The sequence below is a fragment of the Pyxidicoccus sp. M15 genome, assembly GCF_056858435.1.
Window position 1 is genome coordinate 8,422,039 of record NZ_CM166495.1, and the last position, 22,590, is coordinate 8,444,628.

Sequence of the window (22,590 nt, forward strand, 5' to 3'; positions counted from 1 at the left end):
CACGTGAGCAAGCTGCTCACCGAGGCGGCCACCCTTCCCGCCCGTCAGGCTGATGCCGCCGAGGCCTTGCGCGCCGCGGAGGACGCGCGCGCTCGCCTCACACCCGACGGCACTCGGGCCACGCAGGAGTTGTGGCGCCATGAGCAGGGCGCCGTCGCGCGGCACCGCAACGAAACGGTGGCGCTCCGCGCGGAGGAGGCGGCGCTGCTCTCCGAGCTGGAGATTGAACTGTGGTGGGCGCGGAAGGCGAAGTGGGCGGCTGGAGTCGCGGCTCTCAACGCACAGGAGCGCGAGGCTGGTTGAATCAATGTCAGACCTCCAGGGTAGTGCTTATGTGATTGGACCCTGGAAGACACTTCTATCGCTGCCACGCATTCACGGAGCACCCAGAGAAGAGCTGGGTCTTGTGCGAGCGCGCGGACGGCCACGAGGGGCGGCACCGAGCCGGGGAGTTGGAGTGGGACGACCCGGTGGACGAGTGGACCGCGGAGCTACGCGAACTGCTGCGCCGCGCTGAGCAGGAAGCCGGCGAGCGCTACGAGGAATGAGGGGAGTATGACCATGGCTGACGGGAACGTGCCGGGCAACAACAGCAGTGGCTGGACGTCGGAGCGCCGGGAGCTGATTCGGCGCACCATCTGCCCCAAGGGCATCAGCGAGGACGAGTTCGCCCTCTTCCTGGAGCAGTGCAAGCGCAGCGGCCTGGACCCGCTGCTCAAGGAAGCCTTCTGCGTCGCGCGGCGCCTCAACATCGGCAACCGCGAGCGGCCCAACTGGGTGACGAAGCACGAGTTCCAGCCCTCCGAGGCCGGCATGCTCGCCCGCGCCGAGCGCTTCCCGGACTTCCGAGGGCTCCAGGCGTCCGCCGTCTTCGCGGAGGACGAAATCATCGTGGACCAGGGCAAGGGCGAGGTGGTGCACCGCTTCAACCCGGCCAAGCGCAAGGGCGCGCTGGTGGGCGCCTGGTCCCGCGTGGTGCGCGACGGGAAGCTGCCCGTCGTCGTGTGGCTGGACTTCAGCGGCTACGTCCAGACGACGCCGCTGTGGGCCAAGATTCCCACGACGATGATTGAGAAGTGCGCGCGCGTGGCGGCCCTGCGCAAGGCGTACCCGGAGGCCTTCGGCGGCCTGTACGTGCGCGAGGAGTTGCCCGCCGAAGAGCAGCCCACGGAGGACGGGGCCCACGACGTGGTGGCAGCCGCGCCAGCGACACCCGCCCCCGAGGCACAGCCGGCCGCCAAGTCCACGCCAAGTGCCGCGCTGCCAGCGAAGACGGCAACCCGCGAGGCCCTGGAGGTGGCGACGGCCACGTTGCAGCGCACGGACAAGCCCCTGCCGGTGGAGGCGGCACCGGTCGCCAAGGCGCCAGCGACGGCGCAGCACGCCTCCAGCGGGCCGTCCTCCCCGCGCCCGGCCGTCGTCGTGGCGTTCGGTCCCTTCAAGGGGAAGACGGCCGCCGAGCTCTCCGACGAGGAGTTGAGCGAGACCATCGACATGGCCAACGAGAAGCTCCAGGAGCAGCCGAAGGCGCGCTGGGCCAAGGCGATGCGGGAGAACCTGGCCGCTCTGGAGGCGGAGACGGAGCTGCGCTGCCGCATGCCGCCGCTGCCGGAGGCGCGCGAGCCCGGCTCGGACGGCTGAGCCTCACACGCGGCGCCGGGAGCTGCGGCCCCAGCTCTCCGCCCGCGTTCCCGCCGCCTCTTCGCAGGCGGCACCCCACGCCCGCATGGGCGTGGCCTTCTCGTGGTGGTGGACGGACCTGCAGCCCCCGGGACTGCCTGGACCGAACCGTCCGCCTCCACACCCGCCGGGTGGTCCGGCGGGGTTGTTCTCACGGCGCGCACAGCGCGCCACGCGGGCCCGGCTCGGATTCCACCCCCTGGCTGGGCCGGGCCCGCACCTTTTCGCAGTCCCCATGCAGCGCCGCAGAGGAGGTCACGAATGAAGGTCTACGTCGCGTCGAGCTGGAGGAACGAGGAGCGGCAGCAGGCCATGGTGCGCCTGCTACGCGCGGCCGGGTGCGAGGTCTACGACTTCCGCAAGGACCCGGACGGCCGCGAGGGGTTCACCTCATGGGAGCTGCTGGGCGAGGGCGACCACCGGACGTGGAACACGGAGACGTTCCGCGACGTGCTGACGAAGAACCCTCTCGCGCGCCAGTTCTTCGAGCGCGACATGGTGGCGCTGACCGCCGCCGACGCGTGCGTCCTGGTGCTCCCGTGCGGGAAGAGCGCGCACCTCGAGCTCGGCTGGGCGGCCGGCGCCGGGCGGCGGTCCGTCGTCCTACTGGAGCCCGGCACGCAGCCGGAGTTGATGTACCTGATGGCGGACGCAGTGTGCGTCACGGCTGCCGAGGTGCTCACCGCTCTGGGGTTGGACGCGAGCGCTCCCAGCCTCCCGGCGAGCGACGTCCAGGCGCTGACGCCGGCCTGACGGCCACCGCCCGCCGAAGCGCCTCCGGCACCCCACCACGGAGCAGCAGGGCACGTCACGTGCGCGCCGGTTCGAGTCCGGCCCGTGGTCTCGGTCCAGCCCGCAGTCCCCACGCAGGTCACGTCATGCGCAAATCCTTTTCGCTGTTCCTGCTGTTCATCCTGAGCTGGCCCCACCTCGCGCTCGCGAGCACCCCGCCGCTGACCGAGGCAACTTCCATTCCCGGGCTGCGCCAGGTGTTCGCGCGGACCGTGTTCACGAACTCAGCGCGTCTTCTGGCCACACTCCAGAGCGCCTTCCGCAACCACGTCAACGTGGGGCCGAAGAACCCGCTCACCCAAGAGGAGATTCAATGCGCCCTCGCCAAGCTCGGCGCGGGCTTCGTCCAGGAGCTGATGCTGAATCCTCCTCCCGGGCTGACGCCTGACGACATGAAGGGGTTGCCCGACGCGCTCGCCCACTACCGGGCGCGTGAAGAGGGGTGGTGCCGCAACCCGCCCGGGGCGCCGTCAAACCGCGGCGCGGAGCTGGTGGCGCTGTTCATCAAGCGCAACACCACGGGCCTACCCCAGGCGCGGACGGTGACGGAGAAGTACTCAGCGCGCGCTGAGAAGCTGAAGGACGCCGACCTCACGGCGCGTGACGTCGCCTTGGCAGTCGCCATCGCCATCGCCATCGCCGCGAAGGAAGCGTTGCCCCTGCCGGTTCCGTAGCCCGGCCTCGTGCACGGGCGGCCGGCACATCGCCGCCCGTGCCGCTTCCGCAGCACCGCATCACCACCGCGGAGCAGCAGCGCACGTAACGACGTGCGCGCCGGCGCACCTCCGGCACGCGGTCTCGGTCCAGCAGCAGCCCCAACAGGAGATGTACATGTTCGCCCCGTTGTTGCTCGCGGCCCTCGCGAGCACCCCCAGCAGTGCTCTCCCGCCCCCGGCAGACCTCGTCGTCTACGGGGACATCCACACGTCGGCACGCGCCCCTGGCGCCCAGCGAGTCGAAGCCCTTGCCGTCAAGGACGGCAAGGTGATTGCCAGCGGCAGCGCGCGCCGCATCCAGTCGTACGTCGGCCCGAGCACCACCGTGGACGACCAGCGCAGAACCGGCGCCGTGGTCACGCCGGGGTTCATTTCGATTCATGACCACATGCGCCCGCCGTTCGCGCCCGAGGATGTGTGTCCGGTGTACTTCCCGGGCACCCTCAAGATGAACATCGACCCCGAGTACCAGGAGGCGGTGGACGCCGCCGCGTTCTGCGCGGCCCACTACTTCGCCCCCAACGACCCCATGGTGATGCTCGTGGGCCCGCGGTTCATCATCGGGAGCCGTGGCCGGTTCCCCCGCGGAGACCTCACCGCAGCAGCGCCGCTCAACCCAGTGGTGGCCTTCCAGGCGCTGGAGGGCCATGGGGTGACCGCCAACGAGGCAGCGTTCAACGCCGCTGGACTCGGGTATGGGGTGGGCTCGCCGGACCCGTACATGGGATACCTGGGCCGCCTGCCCTCAGGCGCCGCCGACGGCCATATCCAAGAGATGGCCGAGATTCCCTTCTTCCGCCTGACGGGAAGCCGCATCCCCGTCGAGACGAAGCGGGAGCAGTACAGGGTGTGGCTCAACACCGCACTCCAGCAGGGCATGATTTACGCGCTGGAGATTCCCTTCGACGGCTTCGCGGCGGAGACGATGCCCATCGTCGACTCCGTCCAGCATCCGGTTGAGTTGGACACCGCGTGCCTCCTGCTGTCGCCCACAGAGCGGTGTCCCGACCGTCGCGTCCAGCGCCAGGGACGCATCCAGTGGGTGAAAGCCTTTGCAGATGGTGCCATCGCAGCCTGCGGTGGCGCGTCCGACTACGAGTACGTCAACACGGACCTCTGCCCCAGCGTAGGCCCCGGCTGGCGCGGGCGTCTCAACCTGAGCAACCAGGAGCTGGAGGCCCGGATGCGCTCCACCTTGGTGAACGGGCAGTGCCTCATGGTTCACGCCTGGGGTCCCAGGGCCGCGCGTCAGATTGCCCTCGTGGCGGCGGCCGTGGAGTTGGACACCGGGAAGCGGTTGTGCCTGAGCGTCGAGCACCTGGCGATGTCCGACAAGGCGTCGCGCCTGCTGTTGCGCGCGGTGGGGGCAGACATTGCCGTCAACCCGCCGCACCTCACCTTCCTCGACTACATGGTGCCCTACCACGACCCGCGAGAACTGAATCGCGCCGAGATCTTCGCGACGCTCAAGCGCGAGGGCTTCCGCATCGGTGCCGGTGGCGACACGTTCTCCGCGCCGGAGGCGCCGCTTCGGCAGATTCGGCGGATGGTGGAGGAGGCCCGCCCGGAGGAGCGCCTCACCGTGGCGGAAGCGGTGGAGGTCTTCACGCGTGGCTCCGCCGAGGTCCGCAGGTTGTCCAACATCGGCACGCTGGAGCCGGGCAAGGACGGCTCGTACGTCGTCATCAGCAAGAACATCTTCAGTGGCAACCCGGACGACCTCCACACGGCGACTATCTTGAAGACGGTCATCAAGGGCGAGCTCGCGCTGCCGGTTTCTGCTCCCGCGCCGTAGCCCTCCCCTGACTCATGCGCGGGCGGCCGAGTTGGAGGCCCGGCTGGACCAGGTGGCCACCGGCGTGCAACTCGCCGCCGCGCAGGACGAGGTGACGCGCGACGCGGCCCGCGAGCAGGTGCGCGACCTGTCCCGCGAGTACGACGAGCTCCAGTCGAAGGTGCTGGAGCTGCAGGCTGCCCTCGAGCTGGCGCACGCAGGACTCAACGAGCGTGCCGGGCGCACTGCGCCGCCGGAGCAGGACTCGCGCGACGACGTGCTCTTCGCCTTCGCCGTCGAGGAGGACCCGGCCGGCGCGCTGGAGCGCTACCGGCGCGAGCACCCTGCCCTCGCGGAGTACCTGGCCGAGCTGGCCCGGGAACTGGCGCAGCCCGTGCGCGAAAAAGAGGGGCCGCTCTCCGCCGAGGACGAGGCGCTGGTGGACGCCGCGGTGGCGCGTCTCATGCTGGTGAAGGTGGCAGTCCCGGACGCTGCCCCGCGCGCCCGAATCGCGCCGACGCCGACGCCCGCTGTGCCCCCGCTGGCGCTGCCGTCCACCGAGGGGCAAGACGTGGACTGGCGGGCCGTGCGGCTGGCGCTCAACACGGCCGCCAAGCACGGCGAGGTGACGGGGGCCAATGCCGCCCTCTTGCGGCTTCAGCAGCAGCACACGGTCTGCACGCCCGGGGACCACGCCTTCCGCGTGCTGGTTTGGGCGGTGCGTGAGGCCGCGAAGCTCGGCGCCGAGGATGTCCGCGCGCGGTACCTGCGCACGCTGGCCGACCTGGCCGACGAAGCCCGGCGCGGTGGCGAGCCCGACGTGGCCGATGCACTCGACTGCGCACACGACACGCTTCTGTCCCTGTCGCTCGACGTGGACGCGCCGGCCGTGGAGGCCGCGCCTCGCCCCGAGGAGGGCTCCGCACGTGGCTGAGAAAAGCATTGAGCTGTCGAAGGAGCTGCTGCTGCCGCTCGACGCGGTGACGCAGACGTTCGCATTCCTCGCCCGCCGGGGCGCGGGGAAGACGTACGGCGCCAGCAAGCTGGCCGAGGGCATGCTGGACGCGGGCGCGCAGGTGGTGGTGCTGGACCCGGTAGGCACTTGGTGGGGGCTGCGACTCGCCGCGTTGCTCGGCGCCGGTGTCGCCCTCGTGCAGCACGCCCGCGCGGACGCTGAGCGCCCGGTGTGCCCGGAGGACTTCCGGCCATGAGCTGCGCGCGCCTCGGAGGCCCTGTCCGGTACACGCGCGAGGGACGCGGCGTCTTCCACCTGCCCCTCGCCCGGCCCTGGACGTGGGCCCTCACCCACCACGGCATGTGGAGCGTGTATCCCCAGGACCTGGAGCCCGCCCGCGCTGGCGTCCCGGAGCGGCGGCATTCCGTCCTCCCGCCCGACACGGTGCTGGGGTGCTGGCTGGCCCTCTACGCGACGCGCGAGTACGACGCGGCCGCCGTGGAGTGGCTGCGCAAGGCGCACGGCCTGGAGGCGCCCGCTGGCGACGTCCTCCCGGCCGGCTGCTACGTGGCCGTGGCCCGACTCGCCGAGGTGTCCACCGTCGGCAACGACTCCCGGGCCTTCGGCCGGGACGCGTGGTGGTGGCCCCGCGGCGTGGAGAGCCGGGGCACCGTGGCGTGGTGGCTGGAGGAGGTGCAGGTGTTCGAGCCGCTGCCGGCCGCGTCCATGCAGCGCCTGGCGCCCGTGGACGTGGGGTTGCTGCCGGAGCTGCGTGAGCGGGCGCGCTTGGCCCGGGACGGCATCTGGCGGCCCGAGGTGTACCCGGTGCCCGCCGCACTCCCCCTCGCTGCGCCTGTCCGCGAGGAGCCGCCGGCACCGCCCGTGCCCCCTGCCCATCCGCCGCCCGTGGTGGATAACCGGCCGGTACCGCCCATGCTCCACGTCGAGCAGCTCGGCCTGTTCGGCGACGCGGTCCCTGCGGAGCGCGCAGCACCTGCAGCTGCGCCGGTGCCCACCCCGGCGGCCACGCCGTCCGAGCGCCAGGACGCCCCCGGCGAGGACCTGCACGCAGCTGCGAAGCGCCTTCGGGCGCTCCTCGCGGATGGTGCGTGGCATTCGATGGCCGAGGTGCACCGTGCCCTGGGGCCGGAGCGCATGTACCACGTCACCTGCTGGGGCGGCAGCCCGCGCCCGCCGGACGCGCACCAGGTGCCCATCGCTCTCCGCGGCGATGGCCAGGGCGGTTGCTGGTACGCCTCATGGCCCGGAGGTGCAACGCCATGAGCTGCGCCCCGCTCTCACCCTGGCGCTGCTGCCTCACGCTGGAGGAGTGCCCGCCCTACCCGCGCACCGCCCATGAGGGGCCCATCGGCGCACTCGTCGAGTCCGGTGCCCGCGAGGAGCGAGAGCGGGACGGCCGCCTCTTCCGGGACTGGCGCGTCATGCTGGGCCTGGGCCTCCAAGAGGTGGCGGCCGGCTGGGGCGTCTCCGCAGTGGTGCTCGGCGAGCTGGAGCGCGGCGCGAGGCGCTTCCCCTGCCCCGCAGACACCTGGGCCGCGCTGCAACAGCTCTTCGCCTGGAGCTGCGAGCGGCACGTGTACTCGCAGCTCAGCATGCCGTCGTGGCAGCCGGGAGCGCGCTGATGCTCCGGCACACCCTCACCACCGCCCTCGAGGAGTTGCGCCACCGCGTCGCCGCGGGCTGGCCGAGCCTGGATGCCGCGCGGCGTACGCTGAAGCTGTCCGAGAAGGCCCGCGTGCAGCTCGACAAGATGCTGGACGACGTCCGCTTCGACGCGACGCCGGAGCAGCTCGCCAACCCCTTCGCCGAGGGCCCGCCCCCGCCGCCGCGCGAGCTGGCCGCTTGGCGCGAGGCACACGCAGAGGCCACCCGCGCCATGGTGCCGCCCAGCATCGGCGGCCTGGGCCTCACCGCCTGGGAGGACGTGGGCGGGCTCACGAGGCTGGAAGTCATCGGCCTTCTCACGCTCGCCATCCGGCGACTGGCCCACACGCCGGAGGTCGGCCCGGGGCCGCTCTTTCCTGGACTGCACGGGTAAACCCTATCTCGGTTACGTGAACAACGCAGGCTGCCCGGTGCTGGACGTGGCGGGCAGCGAAATCGTGGACGCCGCACACACCACATGGCTCCATGGCTGCGAGCGATTCGGCTCACATGTCTGGAGATGAAAATGTCTGAGACGGAGCAGCCCTTGATGGCGGAGATGACGGTGCGAGACGTGTTCGCCGGGCTGGCCATGGTGGGCATGATGATGGGGAGAACATGGCGGGAGGCCGAGAACGACCTAAACGCCGAAGATGCCTACCGGCACGCCGACGCCATGCTGGCCGAGCGTGACCGGCGGCCACCGGCAGGGGAGTAGCCGGGCCACACGTCGAGCGCGCCGCCGGCATAGTGGACGAAGCCATCGCCGCGCTCGATGCCGGTATGGGATAAGACGGCGGCCCACCCCAGAACCACTCCGGGTGAGCCGAGTCGCCCCGTTACGCTTGGCCCCGCGGACGCTGGCCGCTCAATCGACTCATGAGGTGGGTTTCAAGGTAGCCAGCGACCTGCCGGTTCCACATGGCGGCGTCCGCCGCGCTCTCCGAAAGTCGAAGCCGCCCATCCGTCTTGAAGAGAGCCGCGAACTTGAACAGGTCGTCCGAACGGGACCAGTGCTCGGCGACGGCGGAAGCTAGAAGCCACAGGGAGGGTTGCTGGAAGATGATGCGGTCCACGGGATAGACGCTTTCTAGACGGTGAACCATGGCCAAAAAGGCCTGAAGAATTCGCCGCTTCCTTTCCCTATTTATGTGTTCCCACACCGCACAACACCCCACAGCCATGACGTGCGATGGCCCGCCCGGGACGTCCACCTCACATCCGCGCCTGCCATGCGCTCGCGCTGGTTGGCCGCGGCGAAGGCGAAGAGCCTCAGGTCCGGCCGGAGCCGCGCCCCCGCCTCCAGGCGCGCGTAGGCGCCCGTGAGGGAGGACACGCCGGCCTGGGCCTCCAGATAGCCGGCCTGCACCGGCACGCCAGCCAGCACTCGGGCGAGCACCGCAGCGACGGCTTCCCGCAAGCCTCACGGCTCCGCGTACGCGGGCAGTCCCAGCATGGGCGAGGTGCCCGGTGACTTGATGAGCGCTTTCAGTCGGCGGGCGAGCGCGCCTCCCCCCTCCTGAGTCTCCAGCTTCGCCACCCAGGCACGCGCCCCCTTCAGGTCTCCCTGCTTCACCCGGCACACGCCCCGGCTGTACCAGCCGAGCAGGTACTCGACGGCGTCCACCTTCGCGAAGGCTGCCTCGGCTTCCTTCCACCGGCCGAGCTTCGCCAGCAGCGCGCCGAGCGCGAGGGGGGCGTTATCGACACCCTCGTCCAACGTTGTGGCCTGGCGGTACTCGGTGAGCGCCTCCTTCATCATCCCCGCGGCCTCCAGACGCAGGCCCAGGGCAAGGTGGGCCTCCCAGTCCCAGGGCTTCACATGTACCCACTCGCGCGCAGCGGCGAGCGCATCCTCAGCCTTGCCGGCCTGCACCAGGAGACGGACGCGTGCGGCGTGGGCACGCAAATTGTGGGGCTGAAGCAGAGCTAGTGAGTGCCAGGTGTTGGCGGCCCTCGCGTACAGCCCGGACTCTTCCTCCACCTGAGCCCTCAACTGCCACGTGGCCGTGTCCTCTGGGTACACGTTCGCGGTCACCTCGAGGACGGCCATGGAGCGTTCGCGCATGGCGCGCTGGGCATCACGCGTGAGGCCCTCCACTTTCGCGCGCCACATCAGCACGGCGCCCAGCAGGCGCTGGCACTCCATGGGGGACGCCTCGCCCACCCGGCTGTCCAGGAAGGCCAGGGCCTTGTCCAGCTCGGCGGTGCGAGCGGCACCCGACAGCTTCTCGGCGCGCGTCACCGCCAGGACGGCCTCAGTCGCACAGTCCTCGCCCGCGTAGGCCGGACCGGCGAGGAGCAACGACAGGTATGCCAGCAGCGCGGCACCGCGCAGCTCCCTCGAAGGAATGGCGAGTCGCATCGGCTATTTCTCCTCGTAGGCAGGGAAGCCCAGCACGGGCACGCTGCGTGGCGCTTTGAGCAGAGCGCGCAGTCGGCGCGCCAGTGCCACCTCTCCGCCGCTCTCGAACACCGCAACCAGCTCGCGGGCAAGCTTCGCGTCACCGAGTTTCAAGCGACAAACAGCCCGGCCGTACTCCCCGAGGATTCGGTAGCGTCCCTCCACGTGCGTGAAGGCGCCGTGTGCCTCCTCCCACTTGCCCATCCGCCCCAGCAATGTCGCTCGGGCGAGGAGAGGGAGGCCGGAGTGTTCTGCGAGTGCGACGGCGGCAGTGTACGCTTCGAGAGCCGCCGCCTCCTTCCCCGCAGCCTCAAGACTCTGGCCTAGCGAGTATTTGGCGGACCAGTCCTGAGGCGCCACCCGCACCCACTCCCTTGCTGCATCCACCGCAGCCTCCGCACGCCCTGACTTCAGGAGAAGGCGGACCCGGTCTCCATGCAGCATCTGGTTGGCCGGCTCAAGGCGACTCATCCGCGCGTAGGCGTCAGCCGCCAGCTCGTACTGGCCTCCCTTTTCTAGGAAGTCCGCCAGCACCTTCAGGACCGAATGAGCGTCGGCCTTGTTGCCCTCGGAAAGGTACTGCTCCACCACCTTTTCCAGCTCGGCCTCCGCGCGCTCACGGAGGTGTCGGCGCTCAATCGGTGAGACTCCCTCTGCGGCAGAGCGCGCGGAGAAGGCGCCCGCGAGAATGAGGCGACAGGCGATAGGGGACTCATCCCCTATCGCTCGCTCCATCTCGCCAAGCAGGTCATCGATGACGGCATCACGGCCGAGAGCGGAGAGATTCGCCGCCCGGTCGTAGAGGTTTTGAAATACCGGCGGGCACTTCTCGGCCTGGGCGGGACCAGCGAAGGCCAGGGCCAGGGTGACCACCAGCACGCGGAGGACGCTGCTCGTATGCATGTAGGTCCTCACGCGCTCACCGCAGCCTTGAAGGTGGTGAACTCGCCCGAGTTCCGGTACGGCTTCTCCTGCCCCGCTTTCGGCTCCACCTCTAGGAGGGTGCCGTCCGCCTGTTTCGTGAAGGACGTCTCCTGGCCGGTAGCCGGGTCATTCGCGTAGTAGGTGTCCCCCTCCTTCCGCGTCAGGCACACCCAGTGGTCCGTCCCCAGGGTGCCGCCACTGCCGCCCGTCTTGTAGTCCACGCCGAGCACCACGGGACGGCCCGCCTCGAGCTCCTTCGTCACGGTGTCCAGGCTCCACGTCGTCGTCTTCTCCACGGAGAAAGGCTTCTCGGTGGCAGCTCCCGCAGCACCCCACACCAGGGCGCTGCCCACATACCCGGCGCTCGCGTCCAGGTGCGCATCCAGCGCGCCCGGAGTGAGGGTTTCGCCGGAGAGCTTCGAGAGGGCCATGGCCATGGAGGCGACGGCACACCCGCGGCTGGCCAGGGTGGGCGCCGTGGCGGAGGCACCGAGGCGGGCATCTCCCCACTCCGCGTCCGACTGCTTGTACATGGGCGTCCCATCCGTGGACGTCGGGAAGGGCATGCCGTCCGCTCGGGCGAAGCTCGCGGCCGGAGCGGCCGCTGGCGGAGCGCCGCCCAGCAGGGCCAGCGTTGCCGCGGAGAAGCTCGGTCCTGAGGAGTCGGCCTGCGGCGGCAGGGCATACGACGCCGGGTAGCGGCAGACGTACGCCTCCACCTGGTTGCCGCCGCTTGTCTCCGAGCAACTGGCGGTGGCGGAGCTGGAGGGCGTCACCGACGACGAGGCCGTCGAGCCCTCCAGGGAGGTGGTGCCTTCAGGGAAACAGGCCGGCGCCTGCGTAGTGCTGCGAATGGGGTCCACGGGGTGCTCCCGGTTGGGGTTTCCGGGAAGTGTTGCAGGCGCGTCGCCAACAGCAGGGCCAGTCCCGTCCATGGGTTGCGACGCCTGCGCCGTCCAAGGTACCGCACGTCCGTCCGTGGCCGTAGACGGCATCGCCAGCCCTTCGGTGAAGGCCAACCGCCAGCACATCCGGTACTTGTTGCCACTGCGCAGGCCACAGCATGGGGGATGGGCCGTGATGGGGTATCTTCTCGCAGTACCGACATCAGGAGCGCTTCATGTCTTCCAATCCGCTGGGCCCTTACATTGCTGCTGGGCTCGTGGCCACCCAAGAGCCGCATCACTCCCATTCTTCGTGGCCCGAAAGGGTTACGGCCATCTTCACCGCCGCTGGAGCAGTAGCGGCCATTCTCAGCGCGGTGAGAGACTCGACGCCCGCGCTCATCATCAGCGCCGGAGTCCTCACCGCTGCGACCCTGTTCGTTCCCGTTCGGGCTGCCGTTCGCCAGCTACGGCACTGGCGCCGTGAGCGTGCACAGGCTCGCGCCGATGAAGAACGACTGGCGCAGTTCACCGACATAACGAGCGCCGCGCTCAAGCTCGTCAGAGACCAGCTCTCCGCAGGGCAGAGCAACTCGAATACTGCTGTTCATGCTATCGAGCACCTCGTCAATCTTCTTGAGGCGAAGATTCCGCCGGAACTCTTTGCGCGACGTGACGTCATGCGCACCTACTGCCTGCTGTTCATGGCGTTGCCGGAGAGTGTCACGGCGGAGCAATCCGTCGTCATCGCGCGAATTCTCGATGAGGCATTTCACCGACTTGTAGATGATCTCCCGCGCTACATTGCGGATTGCGAGACGGCAGGAGCGTCGTTGAATGACTGGCGAAGCGGGCGCATGTTGGAGCAAGCCGGAATCCTTCGTGAGCGTATCAACGACCTAATCGGTAGCTACAACGCTCACGCCACCGAGGGGCGGAAGGTCGGCTTCTCGCTCCTGAACGCGTTCGACACGGCAAAGCGACTTCGCGCGCCTGCGCGCTCCCTCCCCGCAGCGTCATGAGGGGTAGCCACCTCCCCGGCGCGGCTCCTGCTCTGCGCTGCGGGCATGGACACGAGTCGGCGGGTGGCGCTCGCGGAGCGCCTGGGGAGAGCGGAGCTGGAGCTGCAGCAGGCGACGCACGGGCTGGACGGCAGTCCGGCCGCACGGACGCGGCTGGCCCGGGCGAGGACGGAGTACCGGCACGCGGAACAGGCCACGCTCGTGGAGCTGGGCGCGCGGGCCGCGCGGGCTCTGGTGGAGGCGCACCACGCGGTGGCCCATGTGCTGAAGCACCTCGCCGAGTCCTCTGCCTGAGCGTCACCGAGGCCCCTTCTCTGCCTGCCCCTCCTGGGCGGCACGGGCGATGAGCGCCTCGTGGAGCATCCCGGGGAGATGGACGAGACCGCGCTCCGTGTAGACGACGTGGCCTGGGTTGGGGGTGTAGCTCGCTTGCTGGATGCAGCCCCCCTCCACCCGGAAGTACCCCACGATGTCCTCGGGTGGCACGTGCGGTATCCTAGTAGACCGCCGTTGGTCCACGATGTAGAGCCACCCGCTGCCCATTCGGCGAGCTTCGGCTTGGGCGGCCTGGTCTTGTGGCGCGAAGTCGCGGACGACCTCGTGCACCAGCTCGACAAACGCGGGGTTTGCCTCGAATGCAGCCGGGTCGCTGGGGGCGCCTCTGAGGGTGCCGGCAATGGCGCGGTGCGGGAGCCCTCCAGTACTCACCATCTCGGGTGACAGTGGGGAGATGACCGTCTCAGTCTGCCCTTCACGTTCAGCGCCACGCACGGAGACCTTCCCCAGAAGCTTCCGCCAGATTCCCATCAGGGCAGGCTATCAGCGCGGCGGACAATGGCAGCGGACTTGACCGGCCAGCCCTGTTCACTCGGGACGCCCCCGAAGCCCTTCATCGTCAACGGGAAGGACTACTCCGCGCAGCTCGCGGCCATCCGGGAAGACGTCCGCGCGGGCCGAGGGGCACCGTAGTCGTGGGCCTTCGACGCGCGCCGCTCCACGCCCTGCCCCTCCTGCTCGCGGTGCTGGCGGGCGCCTGCGAGCCGCTCCTGGAAGTGGAGCTCGCGTTTCCGGACGAGAGCCTCCCCGCCCCCGCCTTCCTCGTCCGCGAGCCCGCGCAGCCCGGCGAGGCGCCGCGGTACGACTCCGTCTACGTCCTCGCCGAGGACGGGACGCAGGTATGGGCCACCCGCGCCCGCCCCGCCCAGGCGGCGCAGGGCCCGCGCAGCGTCGTTTACGGTGAGACGCCGGAGGGCTTCGAGGTGCTCCAGCCAGCTCTGCCCCTAGAGCCCGGCCGCACCTACCAGCTCGGCGTCGTCGGCGAGGGGCGCGGCACCTTTCGCTTCCACGTGGGCGAAGACGGGCGCATCCGCCCTGCCCCCTGAGCGGCATCCCGGGCCAGGACGCCCGTCCCGGGGGGCGGACGGCCTCGGCCACCATGGGCGGAGGCGACTTCCCTCTCCCGGCGCGCGCGGCGCCCCCGGCCTCCTGCTTGCTACGGACGGGCGTCCGAAGTCTCCCCGCCGGCCGCGCCCGCGCCCCTGAAAGGACACACCCATGCCTCCCCGCCCCTGGAGCGCCCGCCTCCGCTTCCTGCTGACGCTGCTTGCTGCCGCTGCCCTGGTGGGGTGCGGCCCTACTGACGTCGAAGTCGACGAGGAGGAGCAGCGGCCCCCGGCGGCCCGGGACGGGGGCTCCCCCACCGTGGACGGGGGCAGCCCCGCCGCTGACGCCGGCACGCGCCCAGGTGACGCCGGGACGTGCGCGCCCAACTGCGCGGGCCGGCAGTGCGGCGCGGACGGCTGCGGCGGCACCTGCGGCTCCTGCTCCGGCGGCCGGGTGTGCACCACTGCGGGGCAGTGCGTGGCCACGTGCACGCCCTCCTGCACCGGGAAGACGTGCGGGGACGACGGGTGCGGCGGCTCGTGCGGTTCCTGCGGTACGGGGCAGGCCTGCCAGTCCGGGCGGTGCGTGTGCGTGCCTCGCTGCGACGGCCGCCAGTGCGGGCCGGACGGGTGCGGCGGCACCTGCGGTACGTGCCGGACGGGCACCACCTGCAACACCGTTGGGGCCTGCGTCTGCGTCCCTCAGTGCCAGGGCAAGGTGTGCGGGCCGGACGGGTGCGGGGGCACCTGCGGGACGTGCCCGTCCAACTCCACGTGCACCGCCAGCGCGGACGCCTGCGGCTGCAATCCCGGCTACGTGCCGGACCAGGCTGGAGAGCGCTGCATCAAGGTGGGCGGGCCGTGCGGCGGCGTCAGCCAGTACGGCTACTGCGCGGGGGACACGTGGGTACGTTGCGACGCGCAGCAGGGCATCGTCGCGCTGGCGTGTGGCACGGGGAAGTGCCGCACCATCGACTCCGCGGGCAACGGCGCCTGCACCTGCGGCAGCATCGACGCCAACGGCGTGTGCGCGTCGGCGGACGGCGCGAGCGTCCCCACGCCCAAGGTGCACTTCGCGTGCGCTGAAAGCCTGGGCATCCTGCTGGCCAACAACTGCGTCGCGAGCACCAGCTCCTCGGCAGGCTTCTGCTCCACCTTCGTCACCTCGTTCGGCCACCAGACGGGGTGCTTCTGCAACACCTGCACACTGCCCGCCGGCAGCAACAACCAGTGCTCGCCGCTCTGCGCGAGGCCGACCGACTGTCGCTACTCCGCAGCTTCCAATACTCACACCTGCGGGTTCTGAACGGCTGCCACAAGCGCTGACTTCCGGCCCCCTGGGGCAAAACGGCCCCACTCTGTCCCGCGTTCTAAATGAGGTGGCCATTTGGAAACGAGCCCGGTTGCCTCCCCTGCTTCATCCCCCAACGTGTAGGATAATGGTCAGATGGTGATTCTGGAGGGGATGTCGTGGCGAAGCAAGACGAGAAAGCTTTTGAGTTACCGGCAAGAATCGCACTGGACTCCATGAAGGAAGCACTTCAGGGGGCACTAAAAAACGATAATCAGATCGTGCCGCGTGAACTTCAAGTTCCACTCCTCCAAATGATTGAGCAGTGGCACTTCATCTTGAACTCCAACGCCGACGAATCAAATGCGACGCTGCTCACGGCGTCGTCAGTGATTCAAAACACTGCGAACTTTCTTTTGGCTGTCAACTCAAGCAAACTGCCGCTTGATCCGGAAACACAAAAGGTAGTCAAAGCCACCCTCCAGGAACAGTTCACGCAATTACAACGCCTGTCGAGGCAGGCACAAACAGAAATTGCCATTGATTACCAAACAGCGAAACGCCTCGTCCGGGAAATGCGCTCGGAACTGGATTCGCTGCGCGCCGGCAAGGATGAGATTGTTTCTCAGTTGCGAAATGAGATTCGGACTGCGCGACAGGAGCACGACGAGGACCTGAGGAGCATGCGTAGCGCGCAGTTCACCGAACTGCGTGAGAGCTTGGCCCTCTACTCGAAGGAGAGCCAAGACGTTCTCAAAAAAGCCCGTGGGGACCTCGAAACCCTCTTTGGAGACCTTCGCAGCGAAGCGCAGCAGCAACGAGCCCAATTCCAAGAGGAGCACCAGAAACAAAACTCCCAATTCCGCCTTGACGCTGAGACGCTAATGGCTCTTCTGAAGGGGTACGACAAAGAGGCCACCGACCTGCTGGGCATCATCGGCGCCAATGGGACATCCACCGGCTTCAAGCAGGAGGCAGAAGTCGCGAAGGGTGAGATGATATGGTGGAATCGGATTGTCTTGATCGGAATGGCGCTCATGGTGACCTGGGCCGTCCTTCTCGTGGCAATCCCTTCCCTTCGGGGGGACTCCAGTTGGGGCATCGTTGGCCGCCTCGCTGTCTTTACGCCTCTCTTCCTCATCGCAGGCTACGCCGCAGCACAGGCCGCTCATGCACGCAAAGCGGACCTGCAACTGCGCAGGACCGCCCTCGAACTCGCAGCACTTCCACCCTTCATGGCGCCCCTGCCAAAGGAGAAGTCGAACGAACTTCTCAGCCTGATGGCTCAACGCACCTTTGGTCGAGAGATGCCCGTCGAAAAGGCTGGGGATATACCTCCTGCGCTGATGGACACCGTTGTGAACAAGGATATGGTGCCCTTGCTCGTGCAATTGCTTATCGAGGCGCTCAAGAAGAAAGACAAAGCCTAAAAGCAGGCCCGCTCGCGACGGTGCGTCCTGCCTACTCGACCCACGTGTCTTCGCGCCGCGCGGCGGCGGCGAGATCCGCCACCTCGTCCAGGCCGAGATTCACCGGCTGCCCGAGGAGGCCCGGGAGCAACTCGGTGAAGTGGATGACGGCCACGTGCTGGGGCTGCTGCTTCACCACGGGCTTCCGGTGGACCAGGACGAGCAACCCCTGCACCCACAGCGAGCGCAGCCGCGTGGCCCCCAGGAGGCACCGCCGGACGCGCTGGGCCTCGAACTCCAGCTTCTCCACGTAGTCCGTGCGGTACCCGTCCACCATGACGTTGGGCCCGCCCACCCACACCTTGCCCTTCACCGCCTTCGTGTTGAGGACGAAGACGCCGGGCGGGCCGATGACCAGGTGGTCCAGGTTCGCGCCGCGGCTCCCCACCCGCACGTCGTGCTCCACGTGCCAGCCCTGAGGCCGGAGCTGCTCCAGCAGCGCGCCCACGCGCTCTTCGCCGTCCGCGCCGAGCCGCCAGGCCCGCTCGTCGGTGTGGATGTCGAGGAGCCGCGTGAAGAAGGTCTTGATGGGCGCGTCCGCCGCCAGCTCCTGCTGCTTCGCTCGCGCGCTCTGCCCCGGCCGGCGCCCGGTACGCGTGGCCACCGGCTCGGGCTGCGGCTCCCGCTTCCTGAAGAACATGGGCTTGCCTCCTCCACGTGCCTCTTCGGGCACGGCAATGCCTGACGGTAGCGCGTGAGGCCAGGCGTCGGGCAGCGGGTCCAGTCAGCCCCTCAGATCATCGTTCCGGCGCGCTACACCTGCTGCTCCTCCAGTTGGACGATGCGGACCATGTCCTCGCCGGAGGCTGCCCCGTCTACCTCGACGACGTGGCCAGCCTCACGCGGCTGGAGCGCGTCAGCCTGCTCTCGCTGGCCATCCGGAGACTCGCCCACACGCCGGAGGTGGGCGCGGGGCCTCTGTTCCCGGGGGCCGAGTCGGTAGTGCAGTTGGCTGAAAAGGCTCCTGCCAGAATGCAGAGGGGCTGCCAAACCGAACCGGCTCGGCAGCCCCTGGTACTGCGCTACGGCTGCTTCCGTCGCCGCGCTCTCATCCGCTTAGGCGGCGAGCGTGGGCGGAAGTCCAGCTCGAGTTGCTGCGGCGGCTCAGGACGAGGCCGCCGCGAGTCCCACCGTGCGCCAAGCCTGCGCCGGACGAGGAAGTGCCGCAGGCCGTAGTCCACGGCCCTCAACACCCGCCCGTTGGGCAGCCGGAGCGACGTTGCCCGCTCAACAACGGGGCTGGGCGCCTGCCGACGCGGCTTGCGCTTTTTCCGAGGAGCCACCTCGGCTGCACTGCGGCCGCACTGCGCGCAATGCGCCGCGCAATGCGGAGCGTTGACGCTTGAATTGCGCGAGTTTAAACTCCCAAGTTGTCCATCCTGCTCGCCAGTGGGAGTGACATGAGTGAGGGGAGTTGCCGCTCCACTCTCTCGAAAGGCCGGGCCTTGAGCCCGGCTTTTCCTTTTTGGCGGCCCGGTATTCCGTCCGGTCATCCGCTTCTGCCGTCGTGACGTCATCTCTGCCTCCTGCACTGCCATGCGGCACGGCACCATTGCCATGGACGTGGCAGGTACAACGGACCATCCTCCACTCGGGTCCGTGCCGTCAATAGCTTGGTCACCCATGGAATATGCAGCCGCAGTGCAGACCTGAGTGGTTGGGCGTTTTCATAGCCGACTTGACGGGTCGCACCTGCGGTTGCCTCCGCTGGACGGCGGCTTTCGCTCGGGCAAAAACGCCTGTCGTTTCGCTGAAGTACAAGCCGAGCGGCTCCCACCGGTGCAGCACGCAGCAGCTCAGCAAATCCCACGAATGCATCTGTCACGTCGCCAAACCTGCGAGGACCAGTCACGTCGGCAGTCCACCGGATGTCGAACAGAATGCGGCGGTCCGGAGTCCCTACGCAGCAGCTCTCCTACATCGGATAGAAGAGCGCCGTGCCCCACGACAGCAGGAAGACGCGCCCGGAGCGCCGGAAGGCGCGCGCCGGCAGCACGGTGCGCATCGACGGCCTCCGGGTGTCGCGCCGGGCGTGGGCTCGCGTAGAGGCCCTCGCGGCCCAACTCGTCCGCGCCGGCATTCCCCGCGCTCACCGCTCCGGTGCGCTGGACCTGCTGCTCCTCCAGCCAGCCGTCGCTGAGCAGCTCCTCACCGGTGGCTGTCGCGTCTACCGGTGCGTCACCTGCGAAGGGTGGACGGGGGATGCCACCAGCGCCATGGCTCACCAGGACGAGCATCCGGAACACGAGGTGGAAGGCTTCACGGTGCCGCCTGCCTGAGCTGCGGCGCGCCCCTTCTCCAGCGTGGAGGTGTCCACGTGCGGAGAGCCCGTCCCCCAGCCCAGACGCCAGCGCAACTGCGCCGCCAGCGCGTCCGTGAGGACTTCGCGCGCGACCTACGCAAGCTGCGCGAGGAGCCCCCGGAGCAGCCAACGCCCCCGCGCCAGCTCGCCCCCGGTGAGAGCTGCAGGTGCGCCGCGGAGCTGCTGCTGGTGGGCGGCCGGCGCATCTGCGTGGACGGCACGCACGACGACTGATCCTGTCGTGGTGGCGGCAGGCCCTCTGGCGCGGCTTTCTGGCCTGCGACGTCCACCACACCCGCCGGGCATGGGCTCGGCGGGGTTGTTCTCGCGGCGCGGAGCACGGCGCCTGCCCGGGCGGGGAGGCAATCTCCCCGCCCTTTCTGCCCGGGCCCTTTCGCCAGGAGTGCCCATGCCGCAGTGCGACTCGCGTTCCGCCCTCATTCCCGATGAGGAGCTGGAGAAGTACCTCGACGAGCTGAGCGAGCGGCACGCGCTCACGGTGGCCATGCTCCGGCGGCACATCGCGGAGCAGCGCGCCGGGCTAACCGTGCTCGTCACCGCGCTCGAGCGGGTGCAGCACTGGGCGGACTCGCAGGACGGTTCCGTGCCCGCGTGCCCCGTCTGCCGCGAGGTGGCCAACGCGCACATGCCGGACTGCGAGCTGGGGCAGGTGCTGCGCTCGCCGTCCGCCGAGCATGGCCGGCGGTGGCTGGAGGACGTGGAGCGCCAGGCGCTTGCGCACGAGGGGCCCGTGGACGACGTCCTCGGCCCCGAGGTGCGCTGGCTGTCCGGGCGCCTCCGCGTAGTCCAGGAGGACGCCCAGCCGCCCCGGCTGGAGGTGTTCGACGGGGCCGACGGCGAGGCGCCGGCGTGGTACGTGCCGGCGCTTCCCTGGGCCACGGAGCCTGCGGTGGGCGCCCTCGTCCAGGAACTCGTCGTCACCCTGGCGCGGGAGGGCGGCCGGAAGTATCAGCCTCCTGTCCCTACGCCATTTCGCACAGCACGGTCCTTCATGCAGCGCCAGCTCAAGTCGATAGGCAGCCGTGTAAGCCATAGGACATTGCATACAGGCTGCGGCTCCGAAAGCCCATGCGCGGCAGCCTATCCTCGCCACGTCTCACAACCAGGAGAATGCATGCGAGGAATTCTTGGAGCGGTGTTGGTGGCAGGACTGCTGGCGGGGTGTGGTGGGGTAGACGCCGACGGCAGTGCGGCGGATGCGCAGGCCGAAGAGACGTCGCATGGGGGAGAGGTTGGGGCTACTGCTGTCTACTTGTGCGACCACCTGCCAAGTTGCTTTGAAGGACAAACCACCAACTGCCTTCTCAAGCCAAGCGGCAAGATGGCCTGCACCTGCAACGACATGGGTGATTGGATGTGCACCTTTGTATCTTGGTGACGCAGCTCAACGTTGACGCTGCTGACCTCAACGTCAGTCGCTGCTGCTTGGTGGCGATGTCTCGTGTGGTGCAATGACTAGCGTCAGGCCAACCCTCCCGCTGGGCCCGCCTCGGCTTTCTTCCGGGGCGAGCCCTGTTGCCGCGGAGTTTGCTCAACGTACCGTGTGCACCGGGGCCGGGCTCTCACGCAGCGCCAGCTCGAGCCGGCGGGCCGCCACCTCGCAGTAGCGCTCCTCAAGCTCCACGCCCACCGCGTGGCGGCCGAGCTGCTGCGCGGCCACCAGCGTGGCTCCGGCGCCCGCGAAGGGGGCCAGCACCAGCCCGCCCTTGGGGTAGGCCTTCTCCACCATGTGGGCCAGCAGCGGCACCGGCTTCCCGGTGGGGTGCGTGCGCTGGCGAGGCGGCACGGGCGGGAAGCCCGCGAGCACGGCGCTGCGGCGCTTGCCCGCCAGCGCCCGGCGCTTCGGCCCGGCCGCGTGCAGCACCACCTCGTAGTCGGGCGCGAAGGAGCCGGCGCAGTCGCCGGAGCCACCCCGGTCCTTCCACCACACCAGGGCCCCCTTGAGGCGCAGGTGCGCGGCCACCGCGTCGTAGAAGTCGGGCCACGACGCCCAGTGGCAGAAGAGGAAGGCGTGCGCGTCCAGCTTCAGCGCGGGCCCGGCGGAGGTGAGTGCCTGGCGCAGCACGCGCACGCCCTGGCGCGCACCGTCCGCGCGGATGGGCGCGGCGTGCTCGCCCTTCCCTTCGTAGGCCATGCCGTAGGCCGGGTCCGTGAGAAGGAGGTCCACGGAATGAGACGGGAGGTCCAGAAGCTGGTCGCGGCAGTCGCCGAGGTACAGGGTGATGGAGTCGTTGCGGTAGTAGGGCTTCACGCGGTCCTTTCCGGCGCGGCAACCCTTCCTGGTGCAGGTCTGATGCCGATGGGTTGCTTCTGCCCCTCCCTTCAGGGCAATGGCGCACGAAACCACAATCAACTACACACACACACATCGCCATGCTTCGTCAAAAAGGAGGCTCAATGGCAGTAATGATTATCAGCTATGACCTGAGCAAGCCCGGCGCCGAATACGCGGAGCTATATAAAGCAATCAAGAGTTTGGGCACCTGGGCTCATCCGGTGGACTCTGTGTGGCTGGTTGTGACGAACCTGAGGCCCATTCAAGTTAGAGAGGCATTGGACCCATATGTCGATTCAAACGACCAACTGATTGTGCTGCCCATTCAGACGCAAGCCGGAGGGGCGAGCATCAACATGCCTGCCGACGTCGTTTCCTGGATTACCGCGAATATCACTCCGTAAAACGTAACGGCCCGCCTCTCGTCCCATCGCGAGGCGGGCCGCTTTATGTCAGGTGGATTACCCTAGAGACCGAACGTCCACCGCATGCCGGCGCCCGCCATGCGCTCGCGCTGGTTGGCCTCGGCAAAGGCGAAGAGTCCCAGGTTGCTGCGCAGCCGCGCCCCACCATCCAGGCGCGCGTAGGCGCCGGAGAGAGAGGACACGCCGGCCTGGGCCTCCAGGTACCCGCTGCGCACGGGCACGTCGGACAGCACTCGGGAGAGCCCCGCAGCGACGGCTACCTGCGGGGCGTCTGAGGGCCCACAGCCACCGAGGCCAGCGACGCCTGGCTGCCGATGGCACTCAGCTACAGCGCCGCCGACACCACCTCGTCCGCCAGCGCGGGTGCCCGGCTCGCCTTCATCCTGTCGAGCGCGGCCTCAATGAGCTCGGAGAGGAAGGTGCCCACGCTGCCGGCGGTGAGCTGGAGCACCTGTTGCGTCTCGGCTAAGCCGCGCTCGCGAAGGCTGCGCTTCAGCTCCCACTCGGCCTGCCCCACCAGCTCACGGGGCGGGGAGTACGCAGGCGCGGCCGGCTTCGCGGGCATGTGCGGCGGCCAGAACCAGGTTCCGGGCTGGCCCGGCCCATCGC

30 protein-coding genes are annotated in these 22,590 nt (G+C 69.1%); 20 read left to right on the forward strand and 10 right to left on the reverse strand.

What is annotated here, in order from left to right:
- The first annotated feature begins 3 nt into the window (after positions 1-3).
- From ACX9TP_RS31095 to ACX9TP_RS31145, 11 genes are all read left to right on the forward strand, one after another.
- Entirely contained in the window at positions 4-303 is a 300-nt protein-coding gene (locus tag ACX9TP_RS31095; RefSeq protein ID WP_482974257.1) for a hypothetical protein, read from the forward strand.
- Between the two features lie 258 nt (positions 304-561).
- Positions 562-1,641, forward strand: a complete 1,080-nt coding sequence (gene bet, locus ACX9TP_RS31100) for a phage recombination protein Bet (protein WP_482974258.1) — start codon at positions 562-564, stop codon at positions 1,639-1,641.
- A gap of 300 nt (positions 1,642-1,941) precedes the next feature.
- Entirely contained in the window at positions 1,942-2,433 is a 492-nt protein-coding gene (locus ACX9TP_RS31105) for a hypothetical protein (protein WP_482974259.1), read from the forward strand.
- 125 nt (positions 2,434-2,558) lie between these two features.
- A complete protein-coding gene (locus ACX9TP_RS31110; protein WP_482974260.1) occupies positions 2,559-3,146 on the forward strand; it encodes a hypothetical protein in 588 nt (195 codons plus the stop codon).
- Positions 3,147-3,303: 157 nt separating this feature from the next.
- Positions 3,304-4,983, forward strand: a complete 1,680-nt coding sequence (locus tag ACX9TP_RS31115; RefSeq protein ID WP_482974261.1) for an amidohydrolase family protein — start codon at positions 3,304-3,306, stop codon at positions 4,981-4,983.
- A gap of 31 nt (positions 4,984-5,014) precedes the next feature.
- The gene (locus tag ACX9TP_RS31120) at positions 5,015-5,896 is read left to right on the forward strand and encodes a hypothetical protein (RefSeq protein WP_482974262.1); all 882 of its coding nucleotides are present in this window, start codon (positions 5,015-5,017) and stop codon (positions 5,894-5,896) included.
- Positions 5,889-6,173 (forward strand): helicase HerA domain-containing protein, encoded by a 285-nt coding sequence (locus tag ACX9TP_RS31125; RefSeq protein ID WP_482974263.1) that lies wholly within the window; start codon positions 5,889-5,891, stop codon positions 6,171-6,173. Before ACX9TP_RS31120 ends, ACX9TP_RS31125 begins: the two co-directional genes overlap by 8 nt.
- Complete coding sequence (locus tag ACX9TP_RS31130; RefSeq protein WP_482974264.1) at positions 6,170-7,201, forward strand: hypothetical protein; 1,032 nt, start codon at positions 6,170-6,172, stop codon at positions 7,199-7,201. The genes ACX9TP_RS31125 and ACX9TP_RS31130 overlap by 4 nt, the downstream gene beginning before the upstream one ends.
- Positions 7,198-7,560, forward strand: coding sequence for a hypothetical protein (locus ACX9TP_RS31135; RefSeq protein ID WP_482974265.1), 363 nt, complete (start codon positions 7,198-7,200; stop codon positions 7,558-7,560). Before ACX9TP_RS31130 ends, ACX9TP_RS31135 begins: the two co-directional genes overlap by 4 nt.
- Positions 7,560-7,976 carry a hypothetical protein gene (locus tag ACX9TP_RS31140; RefSeq protein WP_482974266.1) on the forward strand — a complete coding sequence of 139 codons (417 nt, stop codon included), beginning with the start codon at positions 7,560-7,562 and terminating at the stop codon, positions 7,974-7,976. The genes ACX9TP_RS31135 and ACX9TP_RS31140 overlap by 1 nt, the downstream gene beginning before the upstream one ends.
- A 132-nt stretch (positions 7,977-8,108) precedes the next feature.
- Complete coding sequence (locus ACX9TP_RS31145; RefSeq protein ID WP_482974267.1) at positions 8,109-8,300, forward strand: hypothetical protein; 192 nt, start codon at positions 8,109-8,111, stop codon at positions 8,298-8,300.
- Positions 8,301-8,421: 121 nt separating this feature from the next.
- On the opposite strand, the gene ACX9TP_RS31150 is transcribed toward ACX9TP_RS31145, so the two are convergent.
- The 5 genes from ACX9TP_RS31150 to ACX9TP_RS31170 form a co-directional block, all read right to left on the reverse strand.
- A complete protein-coding gene (locus tag ACX9TP_RS31150; protein WP_482974268.1) occupies positions 8,422-8,658 on the reverse strand; it encodes a hypothetical protein in 237 nt (78 codons plus the stop codon).
- Positions 8,659-8,729: 71 nt separating this feature from the next.
- A complete protein-coding gene (locus ACX9TP_RS31155; protein ID WP_482974269.1) occupies positions 8,730-9,002 on the reverse strand; it encodes a hypothetical protein in 273 nt (90 codons plus the stop codon).
- A gap of 3 nt (positions 9,003-9,005) precedes the next feature.
- Positions 9,006-9,947 carry a tetratricopeptide repeat protein gene (locus ACX9TP_RS31160; protein ID WP_482974270.1) on the reverse strand — a complete coding sequence of 314 codons (942 nt, stop codon included), beginning with the start codon at positions 9,945-9,947 and terminating at the stop codon, positions 9,006-9,008.
- Positions 9,948-9,950: 3 nt separating this feature from the next.
- Positions 9,951-10,901 (reverse strand): tetratricopeptide repeat protein, encoded by a 951-nt coding sequence (locus ACX9TP_RS31165; RefSeq protein WP_482974271.1) that lies wholly within the window; start codon positions 10,899-10,901, stop codon positions 9,951-9,953.
- On the reverse strand, positions 10,898-11,773 hold the full coding sequence (locus ACX9TP_RS31170) for a C39 family peptidase (RefSeq protein WP_482974272.1): 876 nt from the start codon (positions 11,771-11,773) through the stop codon (positions 10,898-10,900). The genes ACX9TP_RS31165 and ACX9TP_RS31170 overlap by 4 nt, the downstream gene beginning before the upstream one ends.
- Before the next feature lie 257 nt (positions 11,774-12,030).
- On the opposite strand from ACX9TP_RS31170, the gene ACX9TP_RS31175 reads away from it, so the two are divergent.
- Positions 12,031-12,816, forward strand: coding sequence for a hypothetical protein (locus ACX9TP_RS31175; protein WP_482974273.1), 786 nt, complete (start codon positions 12,031-12,033; stop codon positions 12,814-12,816).
- A gap of 45 nt (positions 12,817-12,861) precedes the next feature.
- Complete coding sequence (locus ACX9TP_RS31180) at positions 12,862-13,110, forward strand: hypothetical protein (protein WP_482974274.1); 249 nt, start codon at positions 12,862-12,864, stop codon at positions 13,108-13,110.
- 3 nt (positions 13,111-13,113) lie between these two features.
- On the opposite strand, the gene ACX9TP_RS31185 is transcribed toward ACX9TP_RS31180, so the two are convergent.
- A complete protein-coding gene (locus tag ACX9TP_RS31185; protein WP_482974275.1) occupies positions 13,114-13,302 on the reverse strand; it encodes a hypothetical protein in 189 nt (62 codons plus the stop codon).
- Positions 13,303-13,787: 485 nt separating this feature from the next.
- Between ACX9TP_RS31185 and ACX9TP_RS31190 the strand changes: the two genes are divergently transcribed.
- From ACX9TP_RS31190 to ACX9TP_RS31200, 3 genes are all read left to right on the forward strand, one after another.
- A complete protein-coding gene (locus ACX9TP_RS31190) occupies positions 13,788-14,198 on the forward strand; it encodes a hypothetical protein (RefSeq protein WP_482974276.1) in 411 nt (136 codons plus the stop codon).
- A 172-nt stretch (positions 14,199-14,370) separates the two neighbouring features.
- Positions 14,371-15,504 carry a hypothetical protein gene (locus ACX9TP_RS31195; RefSeq protein WP_482974277.1) on the forward strand — a complete coding sequence of 378 codons (1,134 nt, stop codon included), beginning with the start codon at positions 14,371-14,373 and terminating at the stop codon, positions 15,502-15,504.
- A gap of 164 nt (positions 15,505-15,668) precedes the next feature.
- Positions 15,669-16,919: a hypothetical protein gene (locus tag ACX9TP_RS31200; protein WP_482974278.1), complete on the forward strand. Its 1,251-nt coding sequence runs from the start codon at positions 15,669-15,671 to the stop codon at positions 16,917-16,919.
- A 31-nt stretch (positions 16,920-16,950) separates the two neighbouring features.
- Here the strand turns inward: ACX9TP_RS31200 and ACX9TP_RS31205 are convergent, their stop codons facing one another.
- The gene (locus ACX9TP_RS31205) at positions 16,951-17,598 is read right to left on the reverse strand and encodes a nuclease-related domain-containing protein (protein ID WP_482974279.1); all 648 of its coding nucleotides are present in this window, start codon (positions 17,596-17,598) and stop codon (positions 16,951-16,953) included.
- A gap of 1,297 nt (positions 17,599-18,895) precedes the next feature.
- Between ACX9TP_RS31205 and ACX9TP_RS31210 the strand changes: the two genes are divergently transcribed.
- The 3 genes from ACX9TP_RS31210 (at position 18,896) to ACX9TP_RS31220 (ending at position 20,659) form a co-directional block, all read left to right on the forward strand.
- A complete protein-coding gene (locus ACX9TP_RS31210) occupies positions 18,896-19,237 on the forward strand; it encodes a hypothetical protein (protein ID WP_482974280.1) in 342 nt (113 codons plus the stop codon).
- Between the two features lie 38 nt (positions 19,238-19,275).
- Positions 19,276-19,494, forward strand: a complete 219-nt coding sequence (locus tag ACX9TP_RS31215) for a hypothetical protein (RefSeq protein ID WP_482974281.1) — start codon at positions 19,276-19,278, stop codon at positions 19,492-19,494.
- A gap of 175 nt (positions 19,495-19,669) precedes the next feature.
- Entirely contained in the window at positions 19,670-20,659 is a 990-nt protein-coding gene (locus ACX9TP_RS31220) for a hypothetical protein (RefSeq protein WP_482974282.1), read from the forward strand.
- 153 nt (positions 20,660-20,812) lie between these two features.
- On the opposite strand, the gene ACX9TP_RS31225 is transcribed toward ACX9TP_RS31220, so the two are convergent.
- Complete coding sequence (locus ACX9TP_RS31225; protein WP_482974283.1) at positions 20,813-21,532, reverse strand: DNA-methyltransferase; 720 nt, start codon at positions 21,530-21,532, stop codon at positions 20,813-20,815.
- 146 nt (positions 21,533-21,678) lie between these two features.
- Between ACX9TP_RS31225 and ACX9TP_RS31230 the strand changes: the two genes are divergently transcribed.
- Positions 21,679-21,960 (forward strand): hypothetical protein, encoded by a 282-nt coding sequence (locus tag ACX9TP_RS31230; RefSeq protein WP_482974284.1) that lies wholly within the window; start codon positions 21,679-21,681, stop codon positions 21,958-21,960.
- 62 nt (positions 21,961-22,022) lie between these two features.
- On the opposite strand, the gene ACX9TP_RS31235 is transcribed toward ACX9TP_RS31230, so the two are convergent.
- Together ACX9TP_RS31235 and ACX9TP_RS31240 are read right to left on the reverse strand one after the other, a co-directional pair.
- Complete coding sequence (locus ACX9TP_RS31235; protein ID WP_482974285.1) at positions 22,023-22,214, reverse strand: hypothetical protein; 192 nt, start codon at positions 22,212-22,214, stop codon at positions 22,023-22,025.
- Positions 22,215-22,306: 92 nt separating this feature from the next.
- On the reverse strand, positions 22,307-22,432 hold the full coding sequence (locus ACX9TP_RS31240; protein WP_482974286.1) for a hypothetical protein: 126 nt from the start codon (positions 22,430-22,432) through the stop codon (positions 22,307-22,309).
- Positions 22,433-22,590 lie beyond the last annotated feature (158 nt).